At 69.8% G+C, this 15959-nt stretch carries 11 protein-coding genes; 5 read left to right on the top strand and 6 right to left on the bottom strand.

Going from position 1 to position 15959, the window contains the following annotated elements; all coding sequences use genetic code 11:
- Positions 1 to 25 precede the first annotated feature (25 nt).
- Positions 26 to 3976, top strand: a complete 3951-nt coding sequence (locus AC5RVS_RS08750; protein WP_494107822.1) for an FtsK/SpoIIIE domain-containing protein — start codon at positions 26 to 28, stop codon at positions 3974 to 3976.
- Here AC5RVS_RS08750 and AC5RVS_RS08745 read toward each other — a convergent pair.
- Positions 3948 to 4364 carry a hypothetical protein gene (locus AC5RVS_RS08745; RefSeq protein ID WP_494107821.1) on the bottom strand — a complete coding sequence of 139 codons (417 nt, stop codon included), beginning with the start codon at positions 4362 to 4364 and terminating at the stop codon, positions 3948 to 3950. The two genes, AC5RVS_RS08750 and AC5RVS_RS08745, sit on opposite strands and share 29 nt — an antisense overlap.
- Positions 4365 to 4639: 275 nt before the next feature.
- On the opposite strand from AC5RVS_RS08745, the gene AC5RVS_RS08740 reads away from it, so the two are divergent.
- On the top strand, positions 4640 to 4888 hold the full coding sequence (locus AC5RVS_RS08740) for a WhiB family transcriptional regulator (RefSeq protein ID WP_086994524.1): 249 nt from the start codon (positions 4640 to 4642) through the stop codon (positions 4886 to 4888).
- A gap of 75 nt (positions 4889 to 4963) precedes the next feature.
- On the opposite strand, the gene AC5RVS_RS08735 is transcribed toward AC5RVS_RS08740, so the two are convergent.
- The 4 genes from AC5RVS_RS08735 to AC5RVS_RS08720 form a co-directional block, all read right to left on the bottom strand.
- Complete coding sequence (locus tag AC5RVS_RS08735) at positions 4964 to 6439, bottom strand: sensor histidine kinase (RefSeq protein ID WP_493989159.1); 1476 nt, start codon at positions 6437 to 6439, stop codon at positions 4964 to 4966.
- Position 6440: 1 nt separating this feature from the next.
- Positions 6441 to 11273, bottom strand: coding sequence for an NAD-glutamate dehydrogenase (locus AC5RVS_RS08730; protein ID WP_494107820.1), 4833 nt, complete (start codon positions 11271 to 11273; stop codon positions 6441 to 6443).
- A gap of 78 nt (positions 11274 to 11351) precedes the next feature.
- Positions 11352 to 12665: a CpaE/TadZ family protein gene (locus tag AC5RVS_RS08725; RefSeq protein ID WP_494107819.1), complete on the bottom strand. Its 1314-nt coding sequence runs from the start codon at positions 12663 to 12665 to the stop codon at positions 11352 to 11354.
- Positions 12662 to 13309, bottom strand: coding sequence for an SAF domain-containing protein (locus AC5RVS_RS08720; RefSeq protein ID WP_494107818.1), 648 nt, complete (start codon positions 13307 to 13309; stop codon positions 12662 to 12664). Before AC5RVS_RS08720 ends, AC5RVS_RS08725 begins: the two co-directional genes overlap by 4 nt.
- A gap of 239 nt (positions 13310 to 13548) precedes the next feature.
- On the opposite strand from AC5RVS_RS08720, the gene AC5RVS_RS08715 reads away from it, so the two are divergent.
- Complete coding sequence (locus AC5RVS_RS08715; protein WP_493979122.1) at positions 13549 to 13764, top strand: helix-turn-helix domain-containing protein; 216 nt, start codon at positions 13549 to 13551, stop codon at positions 13762 to 13764.
- 4 nt (positions 13765 to 13768) lie between these two features.
- Here AC5RVS_RS08715 and AC5RVS_RS08710 read toward each other — a convergent pair whose 3' ends face one another.
- Complete coding sequence (locus AC5RVS_RS08710) at positions 13769 to 14329, bottom strand: hypothetical protein (protein WP_494107817.1); 561 nt, start codon at positions 14327 to 14329, stop codon at positions 13769 to 13771.
- A 158-nt stretch (positions 14330 to 14487) separates the two neighbouring features.
- Between AC5RVS_RS08710 and AC5RVS_RS08705 the strand changes: the two genes are divergently transcribed.
- Positions 14488 to 15210, top strand: a complete 723-nt coding sequence (locus AC5RVS_RS08705) for a LysM peptidoglycan-binding domain-containing protein (protein ID WP_494107816.1) — start codon at positions 14488 to 14490, stop codon at positions 15208 to 15210.
- Positions 15207 to 15956, top strand: coding sequence for an Rv3235 family protein (locus AC5RVS_RS08700; protein WP_494107815.1), 750 nt, complete (start codon positions 15207 to 15209; stop codon positions 15954 to 15956). Before AC5RVS_RS08705 ends, AC5RVS_RS08700 begins: the two co-directional genes overlap by 4 nt.
- The last annotated feature ends 3 nt before the right edge of the window (positions 15957 to 15959 follow it).

The following is a 15959-nucleotide window of genomic DNA, read 5'->3' as shown; positions in this document are numbered from 1 at the left end:
CGCCTTTCTGCCTAGGTTCCTTGTCATGGTCCTCCATGTGACGCTCGCGGCCGCCCCCGGCCTGCAGGCCACCGCCACGGCCTGGGTCGCCGCGAATGCCGATGCCGTCGCGGGGCTGGAAACCGGAAACAGCGCCGCGCCGTTGGCGGCCTGGCTGCGCGGGCGCCTGCCGGGGGTGGCCTTCACGGTGGCCGGACAGCAGCTGTCCTCACTCACCGCGGGCGTGTCCCCGCTGGTCGACGGCGCCGTCGTCGTCTGCGCCCCGGACGCGGCAGCTATGCCGCGCCGGGAAGCACCGGCGTTGCCGCCGCTGCTGCTGGCCGTCACCGCCGGGCCGGACGCCGGCCACTTGTTCGCCCTCACGCGCGGCCGCTTCACCGTCGGCCGGCATGCCTGCGGGCTGACCATCGCGGATCCTGCGTTGTCTCGGCTGCATGCCACCGTGGACGTCACCGACCGCCAGGTGTTGCTGCGCGACGCCGGGTCGTCCAACGGCATCGTCTGGGGCGGCAGGCGGACCAGGCAGGTCGTGCTGAGGGCGGGGCACCCGGTGCGGATCGGCGGCAGCCGGCTGCAGCTGGTCGTCGGCAGCGAACCGGGCGAACCGTTCCGGCCAGACACGGACCTGACCGTTCCGGTGCCCGTGGCTGAAAAGCCTGCGGAGCGACGGACCGGGACGACGTTGCTGCTGGCCGGGCTTCCGTTGCTCGCCGGCCTGGTGCTGGCCCTGCTGACGGGCCTCTGGTTCTTCCTGGCCTTCAGCGCCATGTCCCTGCTGGCCGCCGCCGTGCCCTACGCCGCCGGGCGGCGGCAGCGTCGCCGCTACCGGGCCGCGGTGCTTGCCGCGGCGGAAGCGGATGCCGGGCGGCGGCGCCTGGCGGCCCCCGGCGCCGCCGAGCTGACCGTGTCCCTGTTGCGGGCGGGCACGGGGCTTTTGCGTTCCGCCGCGGACCCGACACCTCCGGCACTCCCGGCGCACGTGTGGCTGCGGCTGGGGACGGCCAGCCTGCCGGCACACATCGGCTCGGCGTCGGCGCCGGTCGCCGAGCCTCCCGCGCCACAGGATGTTCCGCTGTGTGTGGACCTGCTCGCCGAGCCCCGGTTGCGGTTCCAGGGAGCACCGTCCGGGCTGGACGGACTGCTGCGTTCCGTCCTGCTGCAGTTGGCCGCACGGGCAGCGGGAACGGCTCTGCGTGTTGTCTGTTTTGCGTTGCCGGAGTCGCTCCGGGCGTCGGCGCGGTTCCTGCCGGGGGTGGATCTGGTGGACCGGCCCGGGCAGCTGGCGGAGCGGCTCGCCGCCGGCAGCGGCACCCTAGTGCTGCTGGTGGCCGGACGCGGCTGCGAGGCAGCCCGGGTCCTGGCGGATTCCGAACGGCCGGCCGCGCAGCTCTGGTTCGACGGTCCGGCCGAAGCCGGGACCCGGATCATCGTGGCCGGACAGGAGTCCCGCCTGACCGCCGACTCAGGCGACGTCGTGTTTTCGGCGGATCTGGTGTCGGCCCTGACGCTGGACCGCTTTGCCCGGCTGGCCGCCGCTGCCATGCCGGGCACTGCGCCACAGGCGGCCGGCTCCGTGCCGCCGGGCTGCCGCCTGGAGTCGCTGCTTCCGCGGGAGCCGCCGGCGGAGCGCTGGTCCCGCGGCGACCGCCATCCCGGCCTCACCGCCCTGCCGGGTGCCGGCGCCGCGGGACCGCTGGCGCTCGACCTGGCCGTTTACGGGCCGCACCTGCTGGTCGCCGGCACCACCGGCTCCGGCAAGTCCGAACTGCTGCGGACCCTTGTCCTCTCGCTGGCCCTGACCAAGTCCCCGAACACGGTGAATTTCCTGCTGATCGACTTCAAGGGCGGGTCCGGGCTCGGCCCGCTCGCCCGGTTGCCGCACTGCGCCGGCCTGCTCACGGACTTGACGCTGGAGGCAGTCGGCCGATCGCTGGCCTGGCTGCAGGCGGAGGTGCGCCGCCGCGAAGCCCTGCTGGCAGGCCGCGGCGTCGGCGACATCGCGGCCTGCCCGCCGGGCACGTTGCCGCGGCTCGTCGTCGTCGTGGACGAATTCCGGATGCTGGGCGCGGACGCGCCGCAGGCGCTTCCCGAGCTGATGCGCGTGGCCACGGTGGGCCGGGCCCTGGGCATCCATCTGGTGCTGGCCACGCAGCGGCCGCAGGGTGCGGTCTCCTCGGACATCCGCGCGAATATCACCACCATGATCGTGCTGCGGACGCAGAACACGGCCGAGTCCCGCGACCTCTTGGACTCACCCGTGGCAGCCGACATTCCGGTGACCGCAAGGGGCAGGGCCTACCTGCGCATCGGCACGCAGGATGCGGTGCCCTTCCAGTCGGCCTCCAGCACCTTGCCGGCCGCCGGTCCCCTCCCGGTCTTCCGGACCGTGGACGAATGGCTGGCGGCAGAACCCCCGGCGGCGGCTGCCCCGGAGGGCGCCGGAGAGGTCGGGCGGCTGGTGGCCGAGGCCGCGGCCGCCTCCCGTGGCCTCGGCCTGGCGGAAGCCAGGCGGCTGCCGCCGGCCCTGCCGGCGAGACTGGCCGTCGCCGACCTGCCCGGGCCCGGGACGTTCGCCCCGGCCCGCTATCCCGGCGGCGGCGACGGCGGGAGCCAGCACCCCGCCGGTGCCTCGCCGCACGCCGGGGGCAGCCTCGCGATCGGGCTGCTGGATCTGCCGTCCCGGCAACGGCAGGTGACGCTGCGCTGGCAGCCGAAACGCGACGGTCACCTGGCGGTTCTCGGCGTGGAGGGCGGGGGGCACCGGGAGTTCTTGCGAACCCTGGCGGCACAGGTCCTGGGCGGACCGGTGGAACGCCACTGCTACGTGCTGGACGGCGACGGTTCGCTGGGCCTGGCCTCGGGCGCCGGCCGGACGGGCGCCTACGTGGGGCCCCAGGACACCGAACGGGCGGCAAGGGTTTTGCGCCGGCTGGCCAACGAGGTTGCCTCCCGGCTCGGCGGCCTGGCGTCGGCCGTGGGGCCGGCCGAGCCGGCGGCCACCGTTCCGTTGGTCGTGCTGGTCACCGGGTGGGGCCGCTGGCTCAGTGGCTTCCGGGCCGGCCGGCTCGGCTGGGCCGAAGACTGTCTGCAGGATCTGGCCCGCGACGGCCAGGCGACGGGTGTTGTCCTGGCCGTGTCCGGAGACCGTGAGCTGTCCGGCAGCCGCTTCCTGCCGCTCATGGCCAACCGGCTTTACCTGCCGACCGGAGCCGGTCCCGAAACGTTGCTGGGCTGGCCCCGCCTTCCTCCCATGGACGCGGTGCCCGGCAGGGCTCTGGTGCAGGGGCGGATCGGCGGCGACGGCGGGATCTGCCACCTGACCACCGATCCGGCGGGCTGCCTCCCGCCGGCCGATGCCCGCACCCGCCCCTTCCGGATAGAAGCGCTGCCGCTGACGGTTTCCGCGGCCGCGCTGCCCCCCGCGTGCCGCGGGCATCCGGTGATCGGCGTGGAAGGCGACGAGCTTGAGCCCTCCACGCTGGCGCTGGCCGCCGGCGAGGTGTACCTGGTCCTGGGCCCCGACGGCAGCGGGAAGACCAACCTGCTGGTCCTGCTGCAGCAGTCGCTGGAGGGACTGAGGCCTTGTTGCGCACCGCCCCGCGAGGGAAACGCCGACGAATTCTGGGCCGGCCGCGCGGCCGCCGGGCGCGGCGCCGTCCTGTTGGTCGACGACGCCGAGGGCCTCGGCGGGCGTGCCCACGGTGCCATCGCCGCCTTGGTCGCTGCCGGCGCATCGGCCGTGGTGGCTGCCCGCCCGGGGCCGTTGCTGACGCAGCAGGTTCCGCTGGCCCTGCAGGCCAGGGCCCGGGGGCGCGGCATGGTTTTGGCGCCGCGCGCGGGCGCGGATGCGGACTTCTTCGGGGTGCGGCTCGACGACGGGTGGAGGCCGCCGGGACGCGGCTACCGGATCGATTCCGGCCGGGCCGTCCCCCTGCAGGTAGCCGTGGCTACAAGGCGCGCGGAGCCGCGCCCTTGACCAAAAAAGCCGTCACGGGCTTGGTCAGCAGCAGGACGAAAGAGGCTCCGGCCGCCAACAGCAGGACCGGGCCAAGCACCAGCTGGCCGCCTTGGATCATGGAGATGGCCACCACCACGACGAAGATCTGCCACACCAGTGCAGCGGCCCGCGTCCAGCGGTAACCGCGGAACAGGAAGTGCCCGACGACCAAAAGCCAGAGGCCGAAGACCAGCATCAGGACCAGCAGGAAGATGCTGCTGGACAGCGATATCGGGGTCTGAGTGGCCAGCCCGTAGCCGTACAGGGCGGCTCCGCACAGGAGCACCAGCGCTTCCAGAACCACTGCCGCCGCGATGATTTTGATGGCGATGGGACGGGCGGCAGGGGCGGATGACGGTGCAGGCATTGACACACTCGCACCCTACCTTAGATAGTCGGATTATCGGCTGCAGATCGCCGGGCACCGGTTCCCGGCCGGAGCCGAACCATACCACCCTGTGACGAATGACTCAGGCATTACGGCCGGTTAAGTCCCCATGACCTCTTGTTTACGCGGATTTAACATGAAACGCTTGATGGCGAAGCGCAGAGGGGGCCGGTCGGGCTCCCTTTTCTATGAGTCTGTTCGTGAATGTTTTCACAAAAACCACCGGACACCATTTAAAGGAGTATGTGATCAGCATGGATTGGCGTAGCCGCGCGGCATGCCTGGACAAGGACCCGGAACTGTTTTTCCCCGTGGGGAACACCGGGCCGGCACTCCTGCAGATCGAAGAGGCCAAGAGCGTCTGCCGGCGCTGCCCGGTGATTGATACCTGCCTGCAGTGGGCCATCGAGTCCGGCCAGGACGCAGGTGTGTGGGGAGGCATGAGCGAGGACGAGCGCCGGGCGCTCAAGCGCCGCGCCGCCCGGGCCCGCCGGGCGTCCTGACCCAAGACCCCCAGTTTGGCGAGAGGCCGCTGCCGGATTCGGCAGCGGCCTCTCGCGTCGGCGGCCTGCCCGCGCTCAGCGGGCACCCTTGTTGTTGAGCACCAAGTCGATCCGCACACACGTCCCCCCGCCGTCGCGCGGGGTCCATTCGATCCGGCCGCCCAGTTCGCTGGTGACAAGCGTGCGGACAATCTGCAAACCCAGGCCCTCCCCCCGCGGTTCCTCGGGCAGGCCCACGCCGTCGTCCTCGACCGAGACGGTCAGCACTTCGTCGTCGCCCCGCCGGCTCCGCCGGGCAGTCAACCGGACCGTGCCGTGCCGCCCGGCCAGCCCGTGTTCGACGGCGTTCGTGACCAGTTCGTTGATCACCAGGGCCAGCGGTGTCGCGAATTCGCTGGGAAGTTCCCCGAACTCGCCGCTGCGCTCGGTGCGGACCGCTTGCGTGGGCGATGCAACTTCCGCCGAGAGACGGAATTGACGCCCGATCAGTTCGTCGAAGTCCACGTTCTGCGCCAAGCCCTGGGACAGCGTTTCGTGCACCAGCGCGATCGTGGCGACCCGGCGCATGGCCTGTTCCAGCCCCTGTTTCGCTTCGTCGCTGACCATCCGGCGCGACTGCATGCGCAGCAACGCGGCCACCGTCTGGAGATTGTTCTTCACGCGGTGGTGGATTTCCCGGATGGTGGCGTCCTTCGACACCAGCTCCATCTCCCGCCGGCGCAGTTCGGAGACGTCCCGGCACAGCACCAGGGCGCCGAAACGCTCCTGCTCATTCCTCAGGGGTATGGCCCGCAGCGAGAGCGAGACGCCGCGGGACTCAATCTCCGTGCGCCAGGGCATGCGCCCGGTGACAACCAGCGGCAGGGTTTCGTCGACCATCCGCCGGTCCTTGAGCAGCGCCGTCGTCACTTCGGCCAGTGAGCGCCCTTCCAGGGACTCGACGTCGCCGAGCCGCCGGAAGGCCGAAACGCCGTTGGGGCTGGCATATTCCACTACCCCGTCGGCGTCCAACCTGATCAGGCCGTCGCCGACCCGGGGCGCGCCGCGGCGCGACCCGGTCGGCGAGGCGAAGTCCGGCCACAGTCCCAGCGTTCCCATTTTCAGGAGGTCGTAGGCGCACTGCCGGTAGGTCAGCTCCAGCCGCGACGGCATCCTGGAGCTGGACAGGTCCATGTGCGACGTCACGATCGCCAGCGTCCGGCCGTTGCGGACCATGGGCACCGCCTCCACCCGCATCGCCATCTCCGTGGTCCAGTCGGCCTCCGACGACCGTTCGATCGTCTGCGACCGGCGCGCCTGGTCCACCAGCGGCTTGAGATCCTCACGGATCCGCTCCCCCACGAAGTCCCGGTGGAACACCGTGTGGGTGGTCGACGGCCGTACATGCGCCAGCGCCACGTAGCTCCCGTCCGGCGTCGGGAACCACAGGGCAAGATCGGCGAACGCCAGGTCCGCGATCAGCTGCCAGTCGCCGACCAGCAGATGGAGCCACTCCGCGTCACCCGGTCGAAAGTCGGCGTAGTCGCGGATGGGATCGGTGAAGATGGCCAAGCTATCGCCGTACTGTCGAGCGCATCAGTCGCAGGGCCACGGACAACGAGGCCATGTCGTCCTGTTCGAGCTTGTTCACTTCCTCGAACATGTCCCGGGTGCGCTTGATGTTCTCCGCGTTGGCCCGCTCCCATTCGTCGAGCCTGGCCTCGGCCTGCTCCCCTGCCGGGGTGCTTCGCATCACCGCCACGGTGATGTCCGTGACGGTCGTGTACAGGTCGTCGCGCATGGCGGCCCGGGCCAGCGACTGCCAGCGGTCCTCCCGCGGCAGCGAGGTGATGCGCTCCAGCAGGTTGTCGACGTCGAACCGATCGTAGACCGCGTAGTAGACGCGTGCGACGGACTCGACCGGTTCGTCCACCTGCCCGGCGATGCGGGCGACGTCGAGCAACCCGAAGCTCTCGAACTGCTCGGCCCACTGCCGGGCGATCCCTGCCGGCAGCCCGCGTTCTTCGGCGGTTTCGAGCCATTCGTGCACGCGGTCCAGGTCGTCACCGCGCAGGTACTTGACCAGGTTGTTGCGCAAGGGATCCATTTGGGGCTTGAACATTGCGACGCCTTCGGCGACCGGGGTTCCGCTGTCAACATGGTTGATGTACCAACGTACCGCCCGGTCCAGCAGGCGGCGCATGTCCAGATGCACCGTGCACCACAGATCCGTCGGGAAGCTGGCCGGCAACGCATTCAGCGCCTCCACAAGCTTGTCGAGCTCATAGATCTCGCGCAGCGCCACGAAGGCCCGTGCCACGTCGGCCTCGGAGACGGACGTTTCCTCCATGACCCGGAACGCGAAGGTGATGCCGCCCATGTTGATCATGTCGTTGGCAACGACGGTGGCGATGATCTCCCGGCGCAGCGGGTGGCCTGCCATATCGTCCCCGAACCGCTCGACCAGCTGGTGCGGGAAGTAGCCGCGCAGCACGCCGTCGAAGAACGGGTCGTCGGCCAGATTGCTCTCGGTCAGGGCATGGGTCAACTCAATCTTCGAATACGCGGCCAGCACGGAAAGCTCCGGGGAGGTCAGGCCCTGGCCGGCGCCGATCCGTTCGTGCAACTCCTCGGTGGACGGCAGCGCTTCGAGTTTCCGGTCCAGGTCCGCATGGTTTTCGAGCCAGTCCATCAGGCGTTCGAAGCTGGGGCTCCACTCGATGATGCGCTGGCGGTCGTTGAGCAGCAGGACGTTCTGGTCGATGTTGTCCTGGATGACCAGCCGGCCGACTTCCTCGGTCATCGAGTGCAGCAGGTCGGCACGCTCCGCTACCGGCAGTTTTCCGGCGGCGACCATCTGGTCCACGAGGATCTTGATGTTGACTTCGTAGTCGGAGCAGTCCACGCCGGCGGAGTTGTCGATGGCATCGGTGTTCAGGATGATCCCCTGGCTGGCGGCTTCGATCCGGCCGCGTTGGGTCATGCCCAGGTTGCCGCCTTCGCCGATCACCTTGACCCTCAGGTCGGCGCCGTTGACGCGGATGGCGTCATTGGCCTTGTCGCCGACTTCGGCATTCGACTCGGTCGACGCCTTCACATAGGTGCCGATGCCGCCGTTGTACAGCAGGTCCACCGGCGCCTTCAGGATGGCCTGCAGCAGCTCGGGCGGACTCATGCTCGTGAGCTGCGGATCGAGGCCGAGGACTTCCCGAACCTGCCCGGACAACGGGATCGACTTCACCGACCGCGGGTAGACCCCGCCGCCGACGCTGATCAGCTTCTCGTCGTAGTCGGCCCAGGAGGACCGGGGCAGCTCGAACAGGCGCCGGCGCTCCTGGAAGGAGGCAGCGGCGTCGGGGTCCGGGTCCAGGAAGATATGCCGGTGGTCGAAGGCTGCGACCAGCCGGATGTGCTCGGACAGCAGCATCCCGTTCCCGAAGACGTCGCCGCTCATGTCCCCGACCCCGACGACGGTGAAATCCTCGGACTGGGTGTCGACGCCGAGTTCGCTGAAGTGCCGCTTGACCGATTCCCAGGCACCGCGTGCGGTGATGCCCATTGCCTTGTGGTCGTAGCCGACCGAGCCTCCGGACGCGAAGGCGTCACCCAGCCAGTGGCCGTATTCCAGCGAGATGTCGTTGGCGATGTCGGAGAAGCTCGCAGTCCCCTTGTCCGCGGCAACCACCAGGTAGGTATCGTCGCCGTCCAGCCGGACAACCCGCTCCGGGGGCACTACTTCCTGGCCGGATTCGGTCCGGACCAGGTTGTCGGTGATGTCCAGCAAGGCGCGGATGAAGGTGCGGTAGCTTTCCTGCCCCTCCGCCATCCAGGCCGCGCGGTCGACGGCGGGGTCGGGCAGCCGTTTGGCGAAGAAGCCGCCCTTCGCGCCGGTCGGCACGATGACCGCGTTCTTGACCGTCTGCGCCTTGACCAGTCCCAGGATTTCGGTGCGGAAGTCCTCCCGCCGGTCGGACCAGCGGAGTCCGCCGCGGGCAACGTCGCCGAACCGAAGGTGGACGCCTTCGACCCGCGGCGAGTAGACCCAGATCTCATACTTCGGCCGCGGGAATGGTGCACCATCGATCCGCGACGGGCTGAGTTTGAAACTGAAGTAGGGCTTGTCCTGGAAGTAGTTGGTGCGAAGCGTCGCGTCAATCAGGTTCGCCAGCGAGCGCAGCACCCGGTCGGCGTCCAGGGTGGGCACGGCTTCCAGTCCCACTGCGAGCTCGGAACGGGCGGCCTCGACCGCCGCCTCGCGGTCACCGTCCAGGTCCGGGTCGAAGCTGGCGTTGAACACCGCCAGCAGGGCGCGGGCCACTGCCGGGTTGGCCAGCAGCGTGTCGGAGACGAAGGCGTAGGAGACCAGGTTGCCCAGCTGCCGCAGGTACCGGGTGTAGGCGCGCAGCACCGCAACCTGGCGCCAGCCGATGCCCTCGGCGAGGACCAACCGGTCGAAGCCGTCCGACTCGCTGCGTCCGGTGACGGCAGCGCCGAAGGCTTCCTCAAGCAGGTCGCCGGTGGCGATCGGGTCGACGCCCGCCGGGTACCGGAGGCCGAAGTCGTACAGGAAGTAGTCTTCGCCGTCCGCCGTCGCGATCTCGAACGGGCGCTCGTCCAGTACCTCCAACCCGGTGTTCTGCAGCACCGGCATGATGTTGCTCAGCGACCGGGCCTCCGGCAGGTACAGCTTCAGCCGGGCGTCGGCGGCGAGCACGTCGGCGCTGTCCTCGGGAACATAGACGTGCAGCACGGGGGCGGCGCCGGCGTCGCCTCCCTCGTAGTTGCGGAAACGGGCGATGTCCTCGAGCGCGTCTTCCACCTCGTAGTCCACCCGGTAGCTGGGCGGGAACGCGTCCTTCCAGTTCGCCGAGAGGCGGGCAGCCTCCTCGCCGTCGAAATTGGCGCGCAGCACCTCTTCGATGCCCTCCGACCAGGACCGGGACGCCTGGGCCAGCCGGCGCTCAAGGTCGGCGGTATCGACCTTCGGCACCGTGGAGGCACGCTTGAGCCGGATGCGGAAGAACAGACGGGCCAGGGCGGATTCGGACATCCGCGCCTCGTAGTCGATGCTCTGCGGGTCGAAGGTGCTGCGCAGCTCCTGCTCGATCCGCAGCCGGACGGCTGTCGTGTAGCGGTCGCGCGGCAGGAACACCAGGGCAGACACGAACCTGCCGTATGCGTCGGTGCGCAGGAACAGCCGGGTCCGGCGCCGCTCCTGCAGCCGCAGGATGCCCATCGCGGTCTCTGCCAGCTCCTCGACGTCCATCTGGAACAACTCGTCCCGGGGGTACGTTTCGAGGATCGAGAGCAGGTCCTTGCCGGAGTGCGAATCGGCCGGGAAGCCGCTGTGCTGCAGCACTGCCCCCACCTTCTCCCGGGCAATCGGGACGCTCTTGACCGAGCGGTTGTAGGCGCTGGTGGCGAAGAGGCCGATGAAGCGGCGCTCGCCGTCCACGTTGCCCTGCGCATCGAAGCTCTTCACGCCGATGTAGTCCAGGTACGCCGCACGGTGCACCGTGGAGCGCGAATTCGCCTTGGTAATCACCAGCGCACGCTTTTCCCGGGCGCGGGCGCGGCCTTCTTCGGTGAGGTGCTGGATCCGCTTCGTGTCGCCGATGTGGCGCATCATGCCCAGGCCGCTGTCCTCGCGGACCAGGAGCACGTCTTCGCCGTCCTGGGTGACGAGATCGTATTCGCGGTAGCCCAGGAAGGTGAAATTCCCGTCGTCGAGCCATTCAAGCAGCGCCTTGGCCTCCTGCAGGTCGGGAATCTCGTCGGCGCCTGCGACCGCATCCAGCGACGCGGCCACCTGCCGCACCTGCCGGCGCATGGCCGGCCAGTCCTCGACCGACGCCCGGACGTCCGCCAGGACGCTCTTGAGTCCGGTCATCAATTCGGCGGCCTTCTCCGGCTCGATACGTCCGGTCTCCACGGCCATCCAGGACTCGATCCGCAGGACCTGGTCGCCGCCGGTCTCAAACGATCCCAGATGCGGCAGTGCCGCCGTGTCGCCGCTGGAGACCCCGGCGGCGACCGGCACCTGTTCCACGCCGGCGAGGTCGTGGCTGTCCCGGGCCCGGGTGGTCACGAAAGTGGGGTGCATGATCATCCGGATGGCAATACCCTGCCGCAGCAGCTCGGCGGTGACCGAATCGACCAGGAACGGCATGTCGTCGGTGACGATCATGACGACGCTGGCCTCGGGTTCGTCGCGGATGCCGATCACTGGCTGGGCCGGCGGCCGGTGGACTGCCAGCTCCCGGTGCGCGAGCGCACGGGCGCGGAGCACATCCGGACTGTAGCTCGCGGCATCCTCCGCGGCCAGGTGCTCGTAGTATTTGGCGATGAATTCCTCATCGCCGGTTGCTGAGCTGGACAGATCCGCCATGCTGGATCCAGTCGACATGTAAAACGCCTCCGATAGGTGTGTCCCGACCGCGCCGTTGCGGTCCTTTGGCTAGCCTAACGCGGCGCGTTCAAAACTTCACTTTGGCCGGGTACGGCGGCGGATTCCCCGCCTGGGTGCCGCCGGCCGGCTTCCTGCCAGCCCGGCGATGGCGTGCCGCAGCACAGAGCCGGGCGCGGTCTCCAAGAGGACCGAACCGCCCAAGAGGGCGGCATCGGCCGCGGGGGAATCGGCCGGCAGCAGGGCGCGGATGTCACGCGCGGGCCCGAACCGCTCCCAAGCCTCCCGCAGCTGTGCTTCCGGCCTGGCTCCCACTGCTGCCGCCCGAACCTTGTTGAGCACGACTTCTGCCGGGGCCGAGGGGACTGCGTGCGCCAATTCGTCCAATCCGCGGACCAGCCGCGGCAGCCCCAAGGAATCGGCGCTGCCCACAGCCAGCACCCGGTCCGCCGCCTGGAGCACCCGCAGGGTGGCGCCGTTGCGCCGGGGCGCCATCGAGTCAAAGCTCAGCTCCTCGTCGTGTTCCAGCGAGAAACCGCAATCCACGACGACGGTCTCCGCAACCGCCCGCGCCACCTCCAGCACCGTTCCAAGCGCCGATGGCCTCAGCTCGGTCCACCGGTCCACCCTGGTAATCCCGGTCAGCACCAACATCGAGGTTCCGGCCACGGCCACCTTCAGGCAGACCCGCTCCAAGGCTTGAAGATCCAAGACGCCCTGGTCCGCCAGCCGGCAAGCGTGGGCCAGGGCGGCGGATTCGTCGAGCAGGCCGAGGAACGCGGCCACGCTGGCCCCATAGGTATCCGCATCCATCAGCAGGGTCCGCCGCCCCGCGGCGGCGTATTCGGCCGCGAGGTTGACCGCCACCGTGGTGCGTCCCGGCGCCCCGGCCGGACCCCACACCGCGATCAGTTCGCCCTTCGGCCCTGCAGGTACCGCCGGTCCGGGTTCAGCGCCGTGCGCGTGCAGGGCACGGGCAGGGTCGGCCAGCGCCGCCGGTCCGGGCGCCGCAGCCCGCCCTGCCGCCCCGGCCGGCGTCAGCGAGCCCAGCTGTGCGACCGACTCGGCGACCAGTGCTGCCAGGGCCACGGGTTCGACGGTTTCGGCACCGGTGCGGATGCCGAGGGCTTCGAGCCGGAGGCGTTCGCCGCCGTCGTCGGTCAGCGCCACCACGGAAACCTCGGCGCTGTGCAGCCGCTCCAGCACGCTGCCGTCGAGTTCCCGGGTCCGGCCTGCCACGATGGCGGCCCGGGCCAGCCCGGACTGCGCCGCCGCCAGCAACTCGGCGAGCTCGGTGCAGCGCCGGACCACCGTCACGGGTCCATGCAGCCGTTCCAGGCCCGCGACGAAGTCGGCGGCCGCTGTGCCCAGCGTGACGACCGGCAGGCTCATGGGGTGCCGGCCGGGTTGAGTACGACGTTGATGCGTGCCCCGTTGGCGAGTGCATGCAGCAGCGCCGGCATGGTGTCATCCCCCACCAGGACGTGCAGCCGTTCCGCTCCGGACGAGCCGAAAGCGGTGGTGGCGTCGGTCAACTGCGACACCTCGGCCGCCTCGAGCAGCCTCTCCGGCTGCTTGAAGCCGTTCCGTCCGTCGGGCAGCGAAACCCAGACATCGACCCTGGAACCGGGGCCGGCGCCCTCGGGCAACGGGCTCTCGATGTTCAGGCCGATCGGCTTTCGGTCCAGGTCGTCGGCGACACCCAGCACGGAGGCCGGCAGCAATTCCCCGCCCCGGATCAGTGCGGTGGCGACGGCACCTGCCGGCAGCCCCGTTGCTGCCGGCAGGTAGCGGCCCTCGGCCTCGCCCAGCCGGACCTCGACGACGACGACGTCCGCGGCGGAGATTGGTTGTCCCACCGCGATGTCCGTCCTGGCTGCCAGGACACCGGTGGTTTGGTCCGCGCCGGTTACCAGCGCGGAGACTCCGGCCACCGAAGCCAACACCAGCAGCAGTCCCACCAGCAGCCGGGGATCTTTCCACGACGGGCGTTTCAACCGTTGTGCCGTGGTTTTTTCGGCGATGGCAGCGCTCACGGATTTTCCCCCTCAGCCCCGCGCCCCGAAGGGACAGCCACGCTGCGGTCCGAACAAGGGCTTCGAGGCCGCGGGTGGCACCATTCTGGTCGTGGCGGCAGGGAAAGGGAACCGCGGCGGCCGATCGGCCCCGGTCTGTGGAAAAACTTTTCGGGTCAACAGCACGGCAGCAGCCGGATCAAATGACATCAAACGATGCCATAATGGGGAAAACTATCCCCGTCCCAAAGGATCTGTCCATGCCACGGTTCCTGACTCTGTCCGATGTGGCGGAGGAGTTGCAGATCTCCTCGTCGCAGACGTACGCCCTGGTCCGCAGCGGCGAACTTCCCGCCATCCAGATCGGCGGCCGGGGCCAGTGGCGCGTCGAGCAGGTCATGCTCGATCAGTACATCCAGGACAAGTACGCCCAGACGCGGCGGCTGATCGAAGAAGCCAAGTCGACCACGGAATGAGCACCTAGTCCGGGCTGCGCGATACGAGGGCGGCAAGGGCCGGGAAGGGCACCGTGTAGACCGACCGGACATTTGCCGCGCGCCGGTCCTCGCCCGAGGGCACTGCCGCGACGTCGAAGGAGTCCGCCCCGACCCGGTCGATTACCCCCTCCGCCGCGGGCACGCCCGAACTAACGGATAGATAGACGGCGACAGGGGCGCGGTCGCGGCCCAGGGCCCGAAGCGCGGAACCGAGGCCTAGCCGACGCGCTCCGGACTCGTCGGCAATCGCATGCCGGCCCATGCCTTCGAGCAGCTGGAGGGCAGCCAGCGGCACGAGCATGCTGCGCACGCCCTGGTTGAGCACCAACCAGGTTGATCCCACATGGGCCAACGTTCCCTCGAACCTGAGGTCTGCGCCGAGATGCAAGCGCAGCCAGCTTCCCAGCTGCCCCCGAAGCCTGTCGGCCAGATGCACCGCGGCCAGCTCGATCCGGGCACGCTCGTTGGCCTCGGCTTCCAGCTCCAACCGCCCCGCGGCGTGTAGCTGCGTCTCCAGATCGGCAAACAGGGCGTCCCAACGCATGGCGCCAGCCTAGGAACCCCGATCAAATTCCGTCAATCGAAACCAGCCACTTTACAACAAGCCTTGGCCAGTGCCACCATGGGTGCTCAAGCAGCAACAAAGAGCAGCAAACTGCATCAAACGGAGTCAAAAGCCGATCCGGACCGGAGGCGCTTCCCATGCTCAGAACCACCGCCGATCTGGCAACCGCAGGGCTGGTCGCGGGTTGCGCCGCCGTGCTGATTCTCGCCGGGACCGAAGTAGGCGCCGGCGCCGCGTGGCCGGCGCAAAACTATCAGGACCTGCTGGCCGTCCTGTCGATCGGCGGCGGCGCGGCCGTGCTCTGTTGGCTGCTCCTGGGCATGGCAGCAGCTGCCGCCAGCGCCGTGCTGGCCAGGACCGGCCACCGGCGCCTGGCGGCTCGGTGGGCCGCCCTGAGTCCCGCGTTCCTGCGGCGCTTGGCGGGCGCGGTCGTCGGCCTCAACCTGGTGATGGTCGCCGGGGCCCACGCGGCGACCACGACGCGTACGGCTGAACCTGCGGCCGGGACCGGTATCTCCGGCGCCGAAGTCGTGGATCCTCAGTGGCAGCCGAACGGCCCGGCAGGTCCGGCAAATCCGCCGGTGGACCCCTTATGGAAGCCCGCGCCGCCGGCCGCGGCACCGGGCGTCGTCGCCAAGCCGCTGACCCGGCACACTCCCGGGAACCCGCGGACCGTTACCGTCACCGCCGGGGATTCCCTCTGGCATCTCGCGGCCGCCGAGCTGGGTCCGCTGGCGACCGACAGGGAAATCGCCGAGCGGTGGCCCGATTGGTATGCCGCCAACCGGACCGTCATCGGCCTCGACCCCTCGCTGATCAAACCGGGGCAAACCCTCGTTGTGCCTCCACCGGGGCAGTGAACCTTTCCGGCGGGCGGAGAGACGCACAGCCGCGGACCACGGACGCCGCGTGGATGGTGGAGCGGCTGGAAGTCAAGGCAGTACCAGTGCAGTACCAGTGGAAGGAACGGCAGGACATGGACAACGTGCGACACCTCCCGGCGGTGCAGGCGCCGGGCAAAGAAGCCGCGGCGGGCGCGCGGATCCAGGCGCTGGCACCCGCGAGCGGGGAGCCTCGGCCCCTGACGGTACGGCGGGTCAAACCGGCGGGGCCGGACGGTTATTTCGCCCCCGTCATCCGGTTGCAGCCCAGGCGGCCGGAGGACACCGGGGCCCACGGAACAGCCGGACCCGCTGCAGTGCCCCGGCCCGTTCCACTGCCCGTGGGCGGGGATCCGGAGACGGAGGCCGAGTTGAGCCACGTCACCGCGACGGCCCGGTCCGTGGCGCAGGCCTGCCTGGAGGCCGTCTCCGGCACGCGGCCGGTCCATCAGCTGGCCCGCTGGCTCGATCCCGTCAGCTATGAAAAGCTGGTGCACCGCGCGGACATCGTCCGGGCGCACCAGGCGAAACTTCGTTCCGATGGCCGGGCCCCGCTGCGGCTGCACCGCAGCGCCGTGGTCCGCTCCTCCCGGGTGTGCCGCGCCGCCGACAGCGCGTATGAAGCGTCGCTCGTGGTGGCCGAGACCCACCGGATTCGCGCCGTAGCGCTGCGCCTGGAGCTGATCCGCGGACTGTGGAAGGTCACGGCCCTGGAGATCGGCTGAACC

The sequence above is a fragment of the Arthrobacter sp. Y3221048 genome (assembly GCF_059092685.1).
This window is presented reverse-complemented; position numbering and strand designations above follow the sequence as displayed.